Below are 14,943 nucleotides of genomic sequence, written 5' to 3' on the forward strand. Positions count from 1 at the left end.
TACTTATACTCTTCACTTCCCTTTTTAAATATCATTTTTTCTAGCTAACAGAGTTGCAATTAGCAAATTCCTTGCAAATTGCTTACTTACTTTCCTTAACTTGACGCGTATGATTGCAGGAAGTGCCATGCTCCTTGTAGTCGCTCGCAATGACAACAAGGTCATACTAACTTACCCTACCAACAGATAGTTCATCCGGAATTTCTCAAGAGACACAGTAACTACATAGTCAACAAATTCTTTTAACAATTTTGGATCAGTTACTTCTTGTCCTTTATCGTCATAAGCAGTTAAAAGTTTTGAATTAATTTTTTCAAGAACTACTTTCCTAATATCATCAATATTATGCGTACCGTCTAGCATTTCTAAAATATATTTTTCGTGTATAGGTATGCCTATCATATCGTTAATTCTATTAGTAACACTAAACACGTGAGTTGAATTATTGAAATGTGCTTGCTTTGCTTGGTATCTTGCAAATTCGCTAGTTTTAGGTTTTTCAGTGATAGTTGCTATAGCATGCGGCTTGGTCTCAAATATTTTGAGATAACCTTGCAAAATGAATGTGATAAAATGCTGTTCTAATGCTGCTAAGAAATCTTGTAGTGGATATTTACTAAGCTTTTTACAAGCTTCTTTTGCTACTTGTTCTAAGCTTATCGGATTGCTAATATTTTCAGTATATACATATAAAATAGCTTTCATAATCGGCGAAGTGGTTGAAATAAAAGGCTCAGGTAAATTTTCATAATAGAAGCTAATATTTTCCTGTTCGTTAGTTAAATCAACTTCTTTTTCCGGAGTTACCGGTCTAATATTCAGGGTAGTGTAAAACTCTTTTAAATTGTTAAATTCAATTTTTCTGTTTATAGATATGTTTTGATGACATAATAATGTCGAGCGGAATTTTCTATTAGTGATAAAATCCATATATTGCTCAGTACGCACAATATCATTAACGGCTTGTAGCTTTTCTGCTGCCTTAGTAGGTAAATTACCGATAAACATTGCGATAATGGATGTATCACCTAAGTAATTTAAATGATTTTTTTGAGCTTTTTCTATGAATTGATGAAAATATATACCTGTATTAATTTCACCTAAATATTCATGTAGTACGTATGAATCAGTATATGCAGATAATAATTTTGCTTCATCTCGGAGGAAATTAGCATAAGGAGTTGCAGAACTTTCTAATGAGTCATTGATGAACTTTAAAAGTAATCTAGCTTGCTGTAATTTATCATGGCTAGTATTAAATAACTCTGAATGAAACATCATCATTTCACGTATTGTTCTCTGCATATTCCAACCAGGCAGCGTATTATAGCTTACAAAGGCTATACCGTTTGGATTTAGCAGTGTATTACAGACTTCGAGTATTTTATCTTGTACTTCTTTAGGCACCCATGAATATACGCCATGACAAACTATATAATCAAACTTACCGTATGACTCATCAAGGTCCAATATAGATAATGCCTTTAGTTCGATATTTTTTATTTTCAAATCGCTGATAATTTTTTGACCTAATTCTATTTGCGTTTTGGATAAGTCAACACCTAGAGATTGTGATTTAGGATATGTTTCAGCAAAGTTAAAAAGATTAACGCCGACTCCGCAACCGATCTCAAGTACTTTAGCAGTTTCAAGAGGTGAAGGGTTTAGCCCGAATAGTTTGCCGATAGTTCTTAAATACGGCGGGGAGGTATAGCTGAAAGTAAATGGAGGATAAGGTACTTCATCATAGGATATTTTATTAGCTTGTTTTGTCATATATTTTTCTTAAATAAAAAAATAATTCTAAAGAGTTGTAAAAGATTAAGCAATATATTTTATAAAGTGTTGTTGTATGGCTCTAGAAAAATGCTATAATGAATTTCATACCGTGGCGTGACCACGGTATCTAAAAAACAATAAAAAATACTAAAATCATTAGTATTTTTAACTGGATCCCGCGATCAAGTCGCGGGATGACAGCGGTGGATTGTTCCACGCAAGCAAGCCTTAAGTAGGAATGACATAAAAGCCATGCAATAACAGCGTTTTTAGCTAGAAATGACCTTATTACACAACCTATAACTTAATCAATTGTGCTTTACTTGCAAAATTTTCTATTCCCTCTAGATCGTTAGCGGTAACCCATAGCTGTATGCTTAAAGTGGTAAAAAATTCGATTAAATATTGACGTCTTTTGTCGTCTAGATGCACAAAGACCTCATCTAAAAGTAAAATCGGTGCTATTTTAGTTAGCTTTATAGCATAATTCATTTCAGCAAGGATTATTGCAATTAGTATAGCTTTTTGTTCACCAGTAGAACAGAATTTGGCTAAGATATTTTTCTTTTGATGCTTCACTAAAAAGTCGCTTTTATGAACTCCAAAGCTAGTACGACCAAGTAGTTTATCTTTGCTTCTTGTTTGATAAAGTTCTGCAGTAATAAAATTAACAATATTTTCTTCGCCATCTAATATTTTTTGTTCAACAATGCTGTCAATCAATAAATCGGCTTTTGGAAACTCATTTTCAAGTTCATCTATTGCTTGCTGCATAAATTCTAAGGTTTTTAAGCGATTATTAGCAATATGACTAGACATATCAGCCATCTTTGCTTCAATAATTTTAAGCCAATTATCATCTCTTATGTCTTCTGCTAGAATTTTATTTCTCTCATGCATGTAATATTCGTATTTACTAACTAACACTGCATGCTGTGGATCAAAATTATAAACTATTCTATCAAGAAATTTTCTTCTATCACTGCTACCACTTGTAAAGATTCCTTCCATTTGCGGAGTCAGCCATACCATACTAGTGAATTTACTTAACTCATTATTAGCTATTTTACTTTCGTTATATTCGGTTATTCGCCTATTTGAATTGCGTTTGATATGCGTACTAAACTCTGCCAGTCCTAATTGACTTTGTAATAAAGCTTTAACGATGCAATAATCTTCTGAAGCTTTGCATATATCGTCAATTTTAGCCGACCGCAGTCCTCTACCTGGATAAAACAACGATATAGCTTCTAAAATATTAGTTTTACCGCTACCGTTTTCACCTATTAAAATTATTGGTGTATTATCTGTTTTTAATTCAAGATTTTTAAAATTACGATAATTTTTGAGGCTTAAGAAATGTAGGAAGATATTTTTCATTTTATGAAAGAGAATAATAGTTAAATTATTGATACGTTGTATACTAGGTGAATTTCAAAAATTGGCTATGTCGTTCTTAAAGAGCTGTGGTACTCACGTATTAAGTATACGTGCCGCTCCTCGCCTTGTGAACTCCTTGCTCTTTTTAAAATTGACCTTCGTATACCAACTCTTCATTTACTCGAGGTATACCATCTAGAAATTGCCATAGTAGTGTTGCACCTTTTATCGCTCCTTGATATACTAATTTTTGTTCTTGTGAGCTTAAATTATTAATCAAATTTGCACATTACTTGTGTATGCCATTGATCAACTTTACTATGCACGATGAAAAATCGTAAAGTTCTGTAATCTGAAATTCCATAAAATTTTTACAACCCTTGAATTTTAGAGTCAGATACTTCAGGAGTATGACGCTCATAAACATAAAGTGCTCCAAGATCTATAGAAAAAGATTTCTCTGTTAATTTAAAATAACCTTGCACAAGTTTAAGTTGAGTCTAATTTAGGTTCTGAAGTGAGCTGGTTTCTTAAACAACTAAGTCCTTCAGCAAAACGTTTCCATAGTTCAGGGTGATTTTCTTCACCTTGTTCTTCTTCTATAAGATTACCAAGTAATATTTGCCTAGCTTGTATATCACTACATTTGGAATGTATTGCACTTATATAACGTGGGAAAGCTGTAACGTGATGATAATATTCTTTTGCGTAAATTTTGTAAAGTGGTATGAGTCAGTTTGCCCATATTCCATAATTGATAAAATGGATGATTTAAAAGGTTATATTGTTCAAGATCAATATTAAGCTGTTCTAAAAATTTCATGTTACCTCTTTTTTAATGAATTTGTAAATTTGATAATCATTTGTTTTATCTATTATTATAGGATGCCATTCTGCTAAAAGATTAAGAGGGAAAAAAAGTATCTCAATCATAATTTTTATTTATTTTTGTAAGTAAAAATTCATCAATAAGATTTTACTCTAGGAAAAAAATCGCTATTTCTACCCCTCCAACCATAAAAATTTTCTTATCAGTAAAAGGTTTTATTACCCGCCAAAAATCATCTAAAGATTTAATAAAAAATATATTGTTACTATAAAGTTGTGGTGGTACATTCTTTGAAAAAACAATACAAGTACAATTTTTTAAAATCTTTGCAGGTATAGAGTCAAAGGTTTTTCGTCCCATAACTATAATATTATTTTTTACCGTCTGATAAAAATATTCAAACTCCTTAGTATAAGACCAAGGCATCTGACCTTTATTACCTATCACTCCTTGTGGATCACATGCCATTATACCGATGATTTTTCGATTTTTCATGAGATGACTGTTTAATCATATGGTCTGCTACAAAAAATCTTTGATACTCTATAACATTATGCACTCGTAAATAATCAGCTCCATGCTCTGTTAAAGATTTTGATATTGCTATTGTTTCTAAATCTCTTTCCGATGCTTTGGAATTATAAAAAGCAGAAATATAAGATTTTCGTGAGTGTCCTACCAATATCTCACATCCTAGATTTTTAAATTTTTAAATATGTTGTAATATATATTAAGTTTGATAAACGGATTTTCCAAAACCAATTCCAGGATCAAGAATGATATTGTTTCTATCAAATCCACATTTGTCTAATCTTGTTATTTCTTGCTCTGCCCATATATCTAAGCTAGCAAGCGGAGATTTACCGAAATTAAGGCATTTTTGTTTTTGCGGTGGAACGGTTAATGAGTGCATAGTAATAATTTTACAATTATAATCTGCAATTAATCATCATGTATAGTCAGATTATTTTCAACCAAGTTTATACAGGAAATAGGGTATTTTTTTTAAAATACGTTTAATTACTTCAGGAGTGAAACTATCAATACTGACTATAACTTCTGTTGCCTTTATAACTTTCCCTAAACTCTTCAAGAACATTCTCAAGCCTTACATATTCTTCATCTTCATTAATAATTAAAGCAGAAGGACGTGTTGATTGTGATCCCAGCTCAATTATTTTAGCTCCTTCATTTATCAAGTATACAAAATTTCTAACGGCATCTTCTTTATGAAAATTTAATCCTCCATCAGAAAAAGAATCAGGAGTCATATTTAAAATACCGACAAATTGAGGATTTAAAACAAGAGAGCGTATAACTCCTTGATTTTCAATTAAATGTGCTATTTCTGCAAAGGTTTTATTGTTGTAAAAATTATTAGTCGGACATGAATAACGACATTCCACACTTAAACCTGCAATTAGATGAATAAGAAACGGTCTGTTTAATAATTCAGGATGCGGTATTTTTAAATCAGGCAAATCTATATGGTAATTACTCCAAAGTAGGATATCTAAGTCAATAACTCTTGGAGACCATTTAGCGTAAGCGCTTGCTCTACCTAGTTGTTTTTCAATCTTTTTAAGCTCAATTAGCAGTTGACTAGGCGTTAAAGTACTTTTACCCTGCACCACCATATTAAAATATAGTTTATTCCAAGCTTTATCGGCATTAGGTGGTAAAATAACTTGTGTTTCAAAAATAATAGATTGCTTAAGCAATCTAAAATTACAGCTTTTTAGTAAATTTAGAGCTTTTTTAATATTGAAAAGTCTATTACCTAAATTACTACCTATAGAAATATAAATCATAGTGCCTCCTTTCCTGAATAAGAAAAAGAAACTCCGCCATGCACTCCTGAAACCGGTGATTTTAATTTAGTAACGGTGACGTTTAGAAAAACCTTTTCTAATTTAGATGCGATAAAATTTTGATAAATAATATCATATATTTGTGCGGCTAAATGCTCGATAAGATTAAAGTGATTTTCTTGAGAAAGTTTTTGTACTAGCCGTACGATTTCTGCATAACAAACAGTATCGCTTATATTATCCGTTACAGTAGCAGGCGGAGAAGTTGATAGAAAAGGAGTTGTATGTTAATTTTTACAGGTTGAGCGTGGTGTTTTTCTTGAGTACTGCAGCCAAGATGTACCCAAGTTATTAGTTCTGAAATATTAAGTTTACATGAATAATTTAAGTTGAAAGCTTGATACCTTATCATAATGTTAATTTAGTATAAGCTCTTTATAAAAAGATACAATATTAAATTGAGATATCGCCACTTTTTTTAAAGCCGGCATGAGCTTTTTCAAGTTTTTTAATAAGTCTAGGTGAATATGATTTAATGTCTTTTTCCTTGCCGCCTTCATATTTTTTAGCGAGCTTCATTCCTCCTCTGATCATGTTATAGGCGAAGTTCATTAGCTTTGTTTCGCCTGCTATTCTTTTTGGGTTCATAAACATATAAACTTGATAAACAGCAAAGCTCTTTATTAAACGCTTTAAGTCTATTCTAGCTTGTTTGGTTAAATCTTGCAATTTGTCTTTTGGGTTTGCAAGGTTTTTATTAGCATCTCTAACTATTTTAGAATGCTGATGCATTAAATAATTACTGACTTCAGCAACATTCTTGTTAATGCGCTTCTCATCCATTTTAAGCATTTTAAGCTTTAAGTTTTTAGTTTTACCTAAATATTTACGGATTAATAAGATAATTTGGCTTTGCAGTTGAGTTAAATCCATAGTTTGCTCGTTTAAGATAGCAAGTATTCGTTCTATCTCATACTCAAATTCTTCATTTTGGCTTAATTCTTCAAAAATTTCCTCTACCTCTTTACTCTCAAGTACAAGATCATCACTAATACCCATTAATGCCTCTTTTATTTGATCAGCAATTTTTTTGGTATCTTCGGAAAATTGATTATTTGTCATAACCTAATTCATCGTTAAATATAGCTATTTTTATACTAACACCACATTTTTACTTGTCTATAAAAATTGTATTAAGAGATATTAAATTTTTCTCATTGAGGATACTCTGAGGAATTATAACAAGCACCTAACATATTGCTAGAATCTTCATTATTATCATAATATGGTCTAAATGAAGATTAAGGTTTTTAAATCATCGAATTTAAGTAAAGATTCTTTAAAGTATGAATCATGTGACTGACTTGTCGTAATATGCGTATAATAAGTTTCTAGTTTTTCTGCTAAATTTTTGTATTTTTCAGCTTCTTGTATAAATTTAAGTTGACTACACGGTGAAGAAATCATTGATGTTAACTCTTTAGACAAATCATATAATATTCCATAAGGTTTAGCTCTTCCTTGTTCTTCTATGAGGGCTTTTGTATTAAGGCAATATACTTTGAGTGAATCTTGTAGACTTTTTACTGGTATATCTAGATTATATTGGTTATAAAAATCAACTTGTTTTGAATATAATTCAATTATTTCTGATGTTAATTTAGCTGTATCTTGCGAATTCTTTTGCTGTATGTTCTTTTTTAGTTCTGATTCTTTGAGATGTAATAATTTACTAAAAGCTTCTTGTGCATAAGATATACGAGTAGTATTTTTAAAATATTCTAAAGCTTTTACATAATTTCCGCTCTTAAATTCAATCTTCCCAAGTGTTATATTTGCCTATTCAAAACCAAGGTTAGCAGCATTTTCATATAATCCTATTGATTCTTCAGATAGTTTTGTTGAGCCATGAGCTGTATAGCTTTGTGCTTGTTGACAATAAATTTCTGCTAATTGATGTTTATATAAGTTTTCGTTTTTATAACAATCAATAATAGATTTATGAGGTTCTTTTAGTAATTTGTCTAATAAATTGTAAATAGGTAGCTCTTGATCAGGGTAACACAGGCTTATGTAAAAGCTGATCATATATTACTTTATCAAGATTTTGAGATATTTCTGTAATAGATTTAGAGGCGGTAATATACTTCCCAAGAGATTTAGCTTCTTGCTTGCTGACTGAGCCTATTAGTTTTTCTCAATTACTAATGCTATTATTTATAGTTATACCTAATACATTATTAAAATTCTTAAAGCTCTTTGTTAAAAATAATTTAATATTATCTAGATTTTCAACATTAGGGTCAGAATTGTTAATATGCTGTAAAAAGTTTTTAAGTTATATATATTCTTGATTGCTTTTAAATCTAAAACATCGTTATTTTTGATATCTTCATAAAATTTTTCAATAGTCTCATTTAATTTGTTATAGAATGAATCTTTATCTTTGCATATTGTATGCTTAAATGATTCTAATAACTTTTCTTTTATATTATATGCCCCAAGGTTACTAAATAAATCGTTAAACCATTTTGCAGAATTAATTGTAACCAAATTTTCTTTTTCAGAAAATTTGATGTCAGATAAATATTTAAGATAATTTAGAAGGTTCTTTAATTTATTTTCTGATTTCGGTGTTTCTAAAAGCTGATTTAATTTTTTAACAATTTCTAAGAAAATGCCTATAGTTTTGGCATTGTCTTCAAAACTTATATTACTTTCTATATTTTGTTCCCATTTTTTTTCTATATATGTTTTAAGCTCATTGATACTAATTAGTATTTCTTTATCAATTACATTTATAGCATTTAAAATATATGTTCGATTTTCACCATCGATTGTTATTTTATTATATTCATTTGGAATGATATAATTATCATCTGTAATATTTAATAGATCTTTATAGTTTTTTGCTTGTTCGCTAGCTTGAGGTAATAAATAAATAGAACCTTTTATTTTATTAATTATACTCTTTTGTTCATCGCTAAAATTACCGAGTTTTATAATGTCATCAATAATTTTAGATATACGAGTATTATTATTGCTTGTTGGGCTATCGGTTACTACTATAGATAAATTATCTTCATTTATATCAATAATTTAGTAAATTGTTCAAATATACCGACAAGTTTTTCTAGCTTGGCTTTGACAAGGGAAGAGTGAGAGTTTTTGGTTTCAATATTTTTTATTGCTAATATAAATTTAGTAGGAGTCGTACTTAGAATTTTTTGTAGCAAAAATTTATCAATAGTAGATTCAGAGGATGAATTAGAAGCATCCAAATAAGAACTTTTATATGTTACATACCTGTCGTTTTTTATATAAAAACTATCTAAAATATTTGAACTTGCTGTTAGACTTTTTTTGAGAAGTCCCAATCTCCATACTCATTACTTGCTAATATTAATGCACCGTCTTTAAGAAAATTAGCTATGAGATTTCAATCTTCTTTCTCTTGTCCTAATATAATTATAGCTTTATTACTCCTATCAATAATAGATTCATATTTCTCACTATCTTTATTAATTAAGTCGATAAAATTTTTATCCTTTAACATATCGGATATAAAATTGTCCATTTCTGCTTCTTCTGCCTCCTTTACTTCTTCTTTTTTCAACATCATTGTCATTGTATTTCTCATATTTTCTGCTTTATTGTACTCAATATTATCTATTATTTCAAACGAATTTTGATTTAGGAGTGTTTGTGTCGGTTGAGTTTCATTGTTGTTGTCATTTAGTATGCGAAATAAATGCTTTTCAGAAATAATGTTATCTACTATTTCCGTATTTTCTTGTTTTTTAACTTTATAATTTAAATGTTTTACATAAGCAGTATAATTGTACATGATTAATCTGTTTCCTAGTTGTTTTTTTATTTAATAATCTTAACTTTAAGATTAACTCATTAACTCAAACAATTTCAACCTAGTTAATAAATTAACCAATTTATTTTAACTAAAAATATGTATATGATCAAAATATCACAATTTGGATATTACGATCTTTCATATAGTAAAAGATGATTTTTATTGCATATATGATAAGAATAAGTTTTATTATAAATAAATATTAATAATTACTTAGATTATGAGACATAATAAAAACCAAATGTATATTATAAAAATTTTTATAGCCTTAGCTATGATTACGGGCATAATATGTTTATGTTTATTTTATTCTTCATTAACTCCGTCTAAGTTTAAGATTGGTACAAAAACTAGTAATATAGACGATTCGCCTAAAATTAAGTTTACTCTTATAGATCAAGCAGGAAAGAAATTTGATAATACCCATTTGCAAGGTCATTTAAGTTTGATTTATTTTGGTACTACCTATTACTTGTATGACAATCAAGCACTAAAAAGAGTAGAAGATATTATTAAGATTTTGAAGAAAGAGAATATTTCAGTACAAGTAGTTTTTATTACTCTAGATCCTGAGCATGATACAAGTGAGGTATTAAAAAAATATTTAGAAAAAATAGATGGTAATTTTATAGGTTTAACGGGGAAAGTAGAAGATATTGAACAATTAGCAGATCAATTTAAAGTCTTTTATACATCCAAAATATTTGATGTAGAAACACACGAATATGAATTACAACATTCTAATTTTGTGTATTTAATTAGCAGCCAGGGAAAATTTTTAAAGCATTATTGCTTAAGCTTACCGAAAAATGGTTAATAGATCATCTCTAAGCATTTCCTATTTGTGATGAGAAATATATTTCATCAATGCCTAAATGTTTTAATGCATTATGCCATTTATTTTCAGGATTATCGGCAAAAATGAATTCTTTATTACAATCCATAACCAACCATAGGTTTTTTTCTAATTCTTCTTCAAGCTGCCTTGGTTTCCATGCTGTATAACCGACAATGAATAAACTATTTTTAGGTCCTTTACCGAAAGCTATATCTTCTGAAATTTCTAAATTAGAGCTTACTGCTAAATCATTCTGGAAATCCAATAACAAATTTTTATTATAATCGCTAGAATGAAGAAAAAAACCTTTTGCATGTTCTACGGGTCCGCCAAGATATATAGGAACCATAACTGGGGTTGTTATTTCGTCATTTTTTATTTTAAAAAATGATTTTAAATCTATATGATTTACTAAGCGGTTAAATATTAACCCTATTGCTCCTTCTTCCGTGTGTGATAGCATATAAATTAAGGATTTATGGTAAATGCCTTTTGTAATTACATGCGGTGTAGCAACGAGTGTTTTACCGGATAAGTTATGAAAAATTTTATCGCCCATAAATAAAACGTTAATTATAATATTAGAGGTGATCTATAAAGATATTTTAATTGATAATTAAAGAGCTTTTTTAGCGAAAATGAATAAGATTCTTGTAGTAATAGTATTTCCTATTTCAAAAAAATCTCACAATTTGCAGCAAGAAAGCATTTAACTAGCTTTAAAATATCTTTATAGATCACCTCTTAAAGTATATAAGATTTAAATCCAATTATTCAATAGAAGTTAACAATAATGATCACATTTTTTGATATTACTATTTTTGCTATTATTGCTCTTTTCTCATTTTGCGGCTTATATCAAGGTATAATCGGGTTTTCAACTAGAATACTCAGTTTTATTACTTCTATAATGTTAGGATATTGCTTATATCCGTATATTTCTAAACTAATCGGGCAATATATGGAGAATGAGGTTATAAGAATAATTATTGCCGGTGTTATATCTTATCTTGTTTCTTTAATTTTATGTGTTTTTATAGTTTATAAATTTCTTGCTATAATTTCGTTTATGAGCAACGGTTTTATTGACAGATTCTTAGGGTTATTAGCAGGATTTGCTGTAGGTACTACTATCTCGTTAGTATTATTTTTTATAACAATGGTCTTTACTTCTGAAAACTATTTTAAAAGTAAATCTTTAAAAGATTTTGTAGTAAGTAGCAAGCAGAGCAAATATGGAGGAGTACTGAAAGTGTCCGTTACCACTGATTATTTAGATGCATTAAGTAAAAATATTATAGTTATAATTCCAAACGAGACTTTAAAATCTATTGAAATATTTGAAAATAAAGGCTTAAATAATTTCAAAAACTCCCTTAAGAAATCAAATGATTCTAACGATGATGAGGATATATTTTCTCAAGAGTTACAAAATGAGCTTTCTAATATAGATGATGAATAGGATGTTACTGCATAGCTATTATGTCATCATTCCCGCGTAGGTGGGAATCCAGTAACCTTTAATATCATCTCGTGGCTTGACCACGGGATCCAGTTAAAAATACTAAAATTAATTAGTATTTTTTATTGTTTTTATGGACCCCGTGGTCAAGTAACTAGGTGACACAGTGGGTTTTACCGAGCCACGCGGGCAATGCTTGCGTAGCTCATGATTACCTATCAAACAAACACCAGAGCCCCCTACCCCTTCATTAAACCGGTCTATTTCCTTTAAATTTTATAAATCACTTAATCATAATTAATTAATAAATATTAACCAATAGTAAATTTATTAATTAATTATTGTGCGTCGTAAATAAATAGTGTATAATGACCAATAAGTTAAGTGGTAAAAACATTAAAAACAATAAGTTATAGGGGAAATTATGACTAATATGAAAAAAACTTTTTAATAAACTTTTACTAGCAACCAGCAGTATTGGGCTACTTGCAAGCATGGCAAGCCTTGCGGCGGTTGTTATTGCTGTTCCGCACGAGAATAATACTTCTTACATAATGGATCCAATGCGAGGGGGAGACAGGTCTCAAAATTGGAGAAGTAATAATGGAGCTCAGCATCAACCGCAAAACGGGGATGATATTATTTTAAGAAGAGCTCATTTAATTAATTTTAATAAAAACATAAATATTAATGATATTAATATTTACGGTTATAGTGCAAGTACCTTTATTGACAATTGGCATAACGGTATTAACGATCAAAGAAAAATGGGAGGAATTATCATTACTCCTGGATTTGATGGTAACCGTAATATCACTATTAATAGTGATACTAATAATTACCGTATTGCAGGCAAGGCGGTTTTAGGAGAAGCATTAGTATATAGCAATAAAAACGCAAAAGTGCAAATCGATCTTTTAGAATCTTGAAATGATGTTAAATTAATTATTACCGGCAATGATATTAGTGCTGTTGATTCTATAGTAATGAGCGGAAGAACTAATGAAATAATTTTCCAAAGACCTATGAAAGTAAATACTAAAATATACGCTATAAACACATTACGAGGAAAAGTAAAAATAGAAAGTAATAATATTGTTTGTGAAAGCCCTATTGGTAATGATGGGAGAGATAATCATAGTATTTCTATATTTAAAGTAGATGATAATATATTAGTAACCTTAGAAAATAACATTGCTGCCGAAGATATTAGTTTAGGGAATAATTCTACAGTAATTATAGATGCTACTAAGTGCAATATAGATGTACGTTCCGGAATTGTAGTCAATAATACAGTAGACAACCAAGGTGTAGTTCAAGTAAAAGGACATGCAAAAAAATACGGTAACTTTTCATGCAAATAGGGGTACAAGATTTTAGAGCTGCTGAGATACAGATTGAAAACGGAAAGAAAACTGAATTCACACAAAAGGTATATTCAAAGAAGATTACAGTAGCAAGTAATGATGTCGTATTTGAAGAAAAACTTGATATGGCTCAGTATAATCAGAATAATAGAGGTAATAGAACTAATTTAATAAATACCGGTAATTTAGAATTTACGAATAGCGGTAAAGTAAAGTTTAATAAAGATTATGCCGGTACCATCACTACTAGCAAAGCCAATATAGGCGAAGTAACTTTTGTGAATATTCCAAATACTTATGAAGTTGGTGCAGTAAATAAAAGGATTAAGAAGTTAACATTTATGGGTAATCATGTTCATAACCTACGTAAAAATATTTATGCTGCTCAAGTTAACTTTGATGCGGGAACTTATAATGTTCATACTAATCCTGTGACAATCAATGGAAATGCTAAAATTAACGGTTCAACATTTGATCTTAAATGTGACTTAATTCTTAACGGTGATGTAGAATTTTCCGGTAATATTACATTTAATATAACCGGAGGATATAGTGTATTTTTTCAACATAACCTCCCTAGCGTAATAGCTGGTACGAATCGGTGCTCATTCTGCAGATGCAGTATCAGCATTATCTATTTTTAGGATTAATGGCGGTGCATTTATGCCTGAAGGGCATAATTATAATCCGGCTACAGGAACTATGAACTTTAGGAACGGACTACAAGTACAGCAAGCAGGGCAAGCAGTGGCTCAAGAAGTAGCACAGCAAGCGAGCAAGAGTTAATGCCCAAACACAAGCAATGCAGGCTCAAGCACAGCAAGGTCAAGCTCAAGTCCAAGCATTACAGTAACAACAGCAGCAAAAACATGCTCAAGTTCAAGCATTCACTCAGCAATGAGACCAAGCTCAAGTTCTGGTGCTCGCTCAGCAATGAGCGGTAGAATGTGTAAGAGTACAAGTTGAGACTGAGATATTACGTCAGCAGATAGTACTATTCGAACAAATAATAAACAATCCACATGCAACTGACTTAGCAAAGCAGCAAGCACGAGCTCAAGCTGAACCGTTACAACACAACAAGATGCACTTCAAGCTCCAGCTGACGCATTAAATCAACAACAGCTACAAGTACAAAATCAGGCTCGAGGATTTGAACAGCAACGAGTCCAAGCCAATAGACAGCTTCAAGGCTTAGTACAGCAACGAGCACAAGCTCAGCGTGAAGCTAACAAAAGGGCTGAGCAGCAAAGACTGCAAGCAGAGTATCAGCAACGTCAAGCTAATGAAATAAGAGTAGCTGAGGAATATGTTAAAAAATCTGAGCCGCAAAAATTAGCTGAGGCAATCAATAATACTATCGTTGTTTATACGGACAATACTTTTGTAGCGGGAGCACAAAAAGAAGTGATTAGAGAAAAATCTGCACTTGTTATGCAAAATCCTGAAAAGCACGCTGTAGAACTTGCTAAAGAACTAAATACCTCTCAGCTATAAGCTGAGAGGTTATAAAGTGGAATCGATTAGAAATCGATCATCATTAATAGGCTCACCTTCTTGCTCATCAATATACTGCTGTATCATTTCATCAGTAATATTACCCGCACTA

General features: G+C 30.4%; 17 protein-coding genes and 5 pseudogenes. 6 read left to right on the forward strand and 16 right to left on the reverse strand.

What is annotated here, in order from left to right:
- Positions 1 to 171: 171 nt before the first annotated feature.
- The 14 genes and pseudogenes from ACKTSD_RS00150 to ACKTSD_RS00215 form a co-directional block, all read right to left on the reverse strand.
- Positions 172 to 1,776 carry a class I SAM-dependent methyltransferase gene (locus tag ACKTSD_RS00150; RefSeq protein ID WP_412707450.1) on the reverse strand — a complete coding sequence of 535 codons (1,605 nt, stop codon included), beginning with the start codon at positions 1,774 to 1,776 and terminating at the stop codon, positions 172 to 174.
- Between the two features lie 300 nt (positions 1,777 to 2,076).
- On the reverse strand, positions 2,077 to 3,159 hold the full coding sequence (gene recF, locus ACKTSD_RS00155; RefSeq protein WP_412707451.1) for a DNA replication/repair protein RecF: 1,083 nt from the start codon (positions 3,157 to 3,159) through the stop codon (positions 2,077 to 2,079).
- A gap of 145 nt (positions 3,160 to 3,304) precedes the next feature.
- Positions 3,305 to 3,644 (reverse strand): annotated as a pseudogene (locus ACKTSD_RS00160) (iron-containing redox enzyme family protein).
- A gap of 4 nt (positions 3,645 to 3,648) precedes the next feature.
- A complete protein-coding gene (locus ACKTSD_RS00165; protein WP_412707465.1) occupies positions 3,649 to 3,888 on the reverse strand; it encodes an iron-containing redox enzyme family protein in 240 nt (79 codons plus the stop codon).
- A 90-nt stretch (positions 3,889 to 3,978) separates the two neighbouring features.
- Positions 3,979 to 4,483 (reverse strand): annotated as a pseudogene (locus tag ACKTSD_RS00170) (dihydrofolate reductase).
- Positions 4,446 to 4,901 (reverse strand): annotated as a pseudogene (locus tag ACKTSD_RS00175) (dihydropteroate synthase). The pseudogenes ACKTSD_RS00170 and ACKTSD_RS00175 overlap by 38 nt, the downstream one beginning before the upstream one ends.
- Before the next feature lie 127 nt (positions 4,902 to 5,028).
- Positions 5,029 to 5,799, reverse strand: a complete 771-nt coding sequence (gene folK / locus ACKTSD_RS00180) for a 2-amino-4-hydroxy-6-hydroxymethyldihydropteridine diphosphokinase (protein WP_412707452.1) — start codon at positions 5,797 to 5,799, stop codon at positions 5,029 to 5,031.
- The gene (locus tag ACKTSD_RS00185; protein WP_412707466.1) at positions 5,796 to 6,035 is read right to left on the reverse strand and encodes a dihydroneopterin aldolase; all 240 of its coding nucleotides are present in this window, start codon (positions 6,033 to 6,035) and stop codon (positions 5,796 to 5,798) included. The genes folK and ACKTSD_RS00185 overlap by 4 nt, the downstream gene beginning before the upstream one ends.
- Positions 6,036 to 6,252: 217 nt before the next feature.
- Entirely contained in the window at positions 6,253 to 6,921 is a 669-nt protein-coding gene (locus tag ACKTSD_RS00190) for a DUF5394 family protein (protein ID WP_412707453.1), read from the reverse strand.
- Between the two features lie 168 nt (positions 6,922 to 7,089).
- Complete coding sequence (locus tag ACKTSD_RS00195; protein ID WP_412707454.1) at positions 7,090 to 7,287, reverse strand: hypothetical protein; 198 nt, start codon at positions 7,285 to 7,287, stop codon at positions 7,090 to 7,092.
- Positions 7,288 to 7,638: 351 nt separating this feature from the next.
- Complete coding sequence (locus ACKTSD_RS00200; RefSeq protein WP_412707455.1) at positions 7,639 to 7,887, reverse strand: hypothetical protein; 249 nt, start codon at positions 7,885 to 7,887, stop codon at positions 7,639 to 7,641.
- A gap of 417 nt (positions 7,888 to 8,304) precedes the next feature.
- Positions 8,305 to 8,547: pseudogene (locus ACKTSD_RS00205) on the reverse strand (hypothetical protein); the annotation flags it as partial.
- A 338-nt stretch (positions 8,548 to 8,885) separates the two neighbouring features.
- A complete protein-coding gene (locus ACKTSD_RS00210; RefSeq protein ID WP_412707456.1) occupies positions 8,886 to 9,176 on the reverse strand; it encodes a hypothetical protein in 291 nt (96 codons plus the stop codon).
- Between the two features lie 62 nt (positions 9,177 to 9,238).
- Positions 9,239 to 9,646, reverse strand: a complete 408-nt coding sequence (locus ACKTSD_RS00215; protein WP_412707457.1) for a hypothetical protein — start codon at positions 9,644 to 9,646, stop codon at positions 9,239 to 9,241.
- Positions 9,647 to 9,887: 241 nt separating this feature from the next.
- Here ACKTSD_RS00215 and ACKTSD_RS00220 point away from each other — a divergent pair, with 241 nt between their 5' ends.
- On the forward strand, positions 9,888 to 10,484 hold the full coding sequence (locus ACKTSD_RS00220) for an SCO family protein (RefSeq protein WP_412707458.1): 597 nt from the start codon (positions 9,888 to 9,890) through the stop codon (positions 10,482 to 10,484).
- A 10-nt stretch (positions 10,485 to 10,494) separates the two neighbouring features.
- On the opposite strand, the gene ACKTSD_RS00225 is transcribed toward ACKTSD_RS00220, so the two are convergent.
- Positions 10,495 to 11,064, reverse strand: coding sequence for a YqgE/AlgH family protein (locus ACKTSD_RS00225; RefSeq protein WP_412707459.1), 570 nt, complete (start codon positions 11,062 to 11,064; stop codon positions 10,495 to 10,497).
- Between the two features lie 234 nt (positions 11,065 to 11,298).
- Between ACKTSD_RS00225 and ACKTSD_RS00230 the strand changes: the two genes are divergently transcribed.
- The 5 genes from ACKTSD_RS00230 to ACKTSD_RS00250 all read left to right on the forward strand — a co-directional run bounded on the left by ACKTSD_RS00230 (position 11,299) and on the right by ACKTSD_RS00250 (position 14,120).
- Entirely contained in the window at positions 11,299 to 11,967 is a 669-nt protein-coding gene (locus tag ACKTSD_RS00230) for a CvpA family protein (RefSeq protein WP_412707460.1), read from the forward strand.
- A 494-nt stretch (positions 11,968 to 12,461) separates the two neighbouring features.
- Entirely contained in the window at positions 12,462 to 12,896 is a 435-nt protein-coding gene (locus ACKTSD_RS00235; protein WP_412707461.1) for a hypothetical protein, read from the forward strand.
- A 57-nt stretch (positions 12,897 to 12,953) separates the two neighbouring features.
- The gene (locus tag ACKTSD_RS00240; RefSeq protein ID WP_412707462.1) at positions 12,954 to 13,331 is read left to right on the forward strand and encodes a hypothetical protein; all 378 of its coding nucleotides are present in this window, start codon (positions 12,954 to 12,956) and stop codon (positions 13,329 to 13,331) included.
- Positions 13,322 to 13,978 carry a hypothetical protein gene (locus ACKTSD_RS00245; RefSeq protein ID WP_412707463.1) on the forward strand — a complete coding sequence of 219 codons (657 nt, stop codon included), beginning with the start codon at positions 13,322 to 13,324 and terminating at the stop codon, positions 13,976 to 13,978. The genes ACKTSD_RS00240 and ACKTSD_RS00245 overlap by 10 nt, the downstream gene beginning before the upstream one ends.
- Before the next feature lie 19 nt (positions 13,979 to 13,997).
- Positions 13,998 to 14,120, forward strand: coding sequence for a hypothetical protein (locus ACKTSD_RS00250; RefSeq protein WP_412707464.1), 123 nt, complete (start codon positions 13,998 to 14,000; stop codon positions 14,118 to 14,120).
- Positions 14,121 to 14,840: 720 nt separating this feature from the next.
- Here the strand turns inward: ACKTSD_RS00250 and ACKTSD_RS07785 are convergent.
- A pseudogene (locus tag ACKTSD_RS07785) lies at positions 14,841 to 14,943 on the reverse strand (IS200/IS605 family transposase); the annotation flags it as partial.

Source organism: Candidatus Rickettsia kedanie, assembly GCF_045865205.1.
GTDB classification, from domain to species: Bacteria; Pseudomonadota; Alphaproteobacteria; order Rickettsiales; family Rickettsiaceae; genus Rickettsia; species Rickettsia australis.

Bases quoted from the DNA above. Each gene is read 5' to 3' on its own strand.
- ACKTSD_RS00240 (WP_412707462.1), top strand. From the start codon at position 12,954: ATGAGCGGAAGAACTAATGAAATAATTTTCCAAAGACCTATGAAAGTA.
- ACKTSD_RS00220 (WP_412707458.1), top strand. From the start codon at position 9,888: ATGAGACATAATAAAAACCAAATGTATATTATAAAAATTTTTATAGCC.
- folK (WP_412707452.1), bottom strand. From the start codon at position 5,799: ATGATTTATATTTCTATAGGTAGTAATTTAGGTAATAGACTTTTCAAT.
- ACKTSD_RS00230 (WP_412707460.1), top strand. From the start codon at position 11,299: ATGATCACATTTTTTGATATTACTATTTTTGCTATTATTGCTCTTTTC.
- ACKTSD_RS00225 (WP_412707459.1), bottom strand. From the start codon at position 11,064: ATGGGCGATAAAATTTTTCATAACTTATCCGGTAAAACACTCGTTGCT.
- ACKTSD_RS00215 (WP_412707457.1), bottom strand. From the start codon at position 9,646: ATGTACAATTATACTGCTTATGTAAAACATTTAAATTATAAAGTTAAA.
- ACKTSD_RS00250 (WP_412707464.1), top strand. From the start codon at position 13,998: ATGCCTGAAGGGCATAATTATAATCCGGCTACAGGAACTATGAACTTT.
- ACKTSD_RS00245 (WP_412707463.1), top strand. From the start codon at position 13,322: ATGCAAATAGGGGTACAAGATTTTAGAGCTGCTGAGATACAGATTGAA.
- recF (WP_412707451.1), bottom strand. From the start codon at position 3,159: ATGAAAAATATCTTCCTACATTTCTTAAGCCTCAAAAATTATCGTAAT.
- ACKTSD_RS00235 (WP_412707461.1), top strand. From the start codon at position 12,462: ATGGCAAGCCTTGCGGCGGTTGTTATTGCTGTTCCGCACGAGAATAAT.
- ACKTSD_RS00150 (WP_412707450.1), bottom strand. From the start codon at position 1,776: ATGACAAAACAAGCTAATAAAATATCCTATGATGAAGTACCTTATCCT.
- ACKTSD_RS00190 (WP_412707453.1), bottom strand. From the start codon at position 6,921: ATGACAAATAATCAATTTTCCGAAGATACCAAAAAAATTGCTGATCAA.
- ACKTSD_RS00200 (WP_412707455.1), bottom strand. From the start codon at position 7,887: ATGATCAGCTTTTACATAAGCCTGTGTTACCCTGATCAAGAGCTACCT.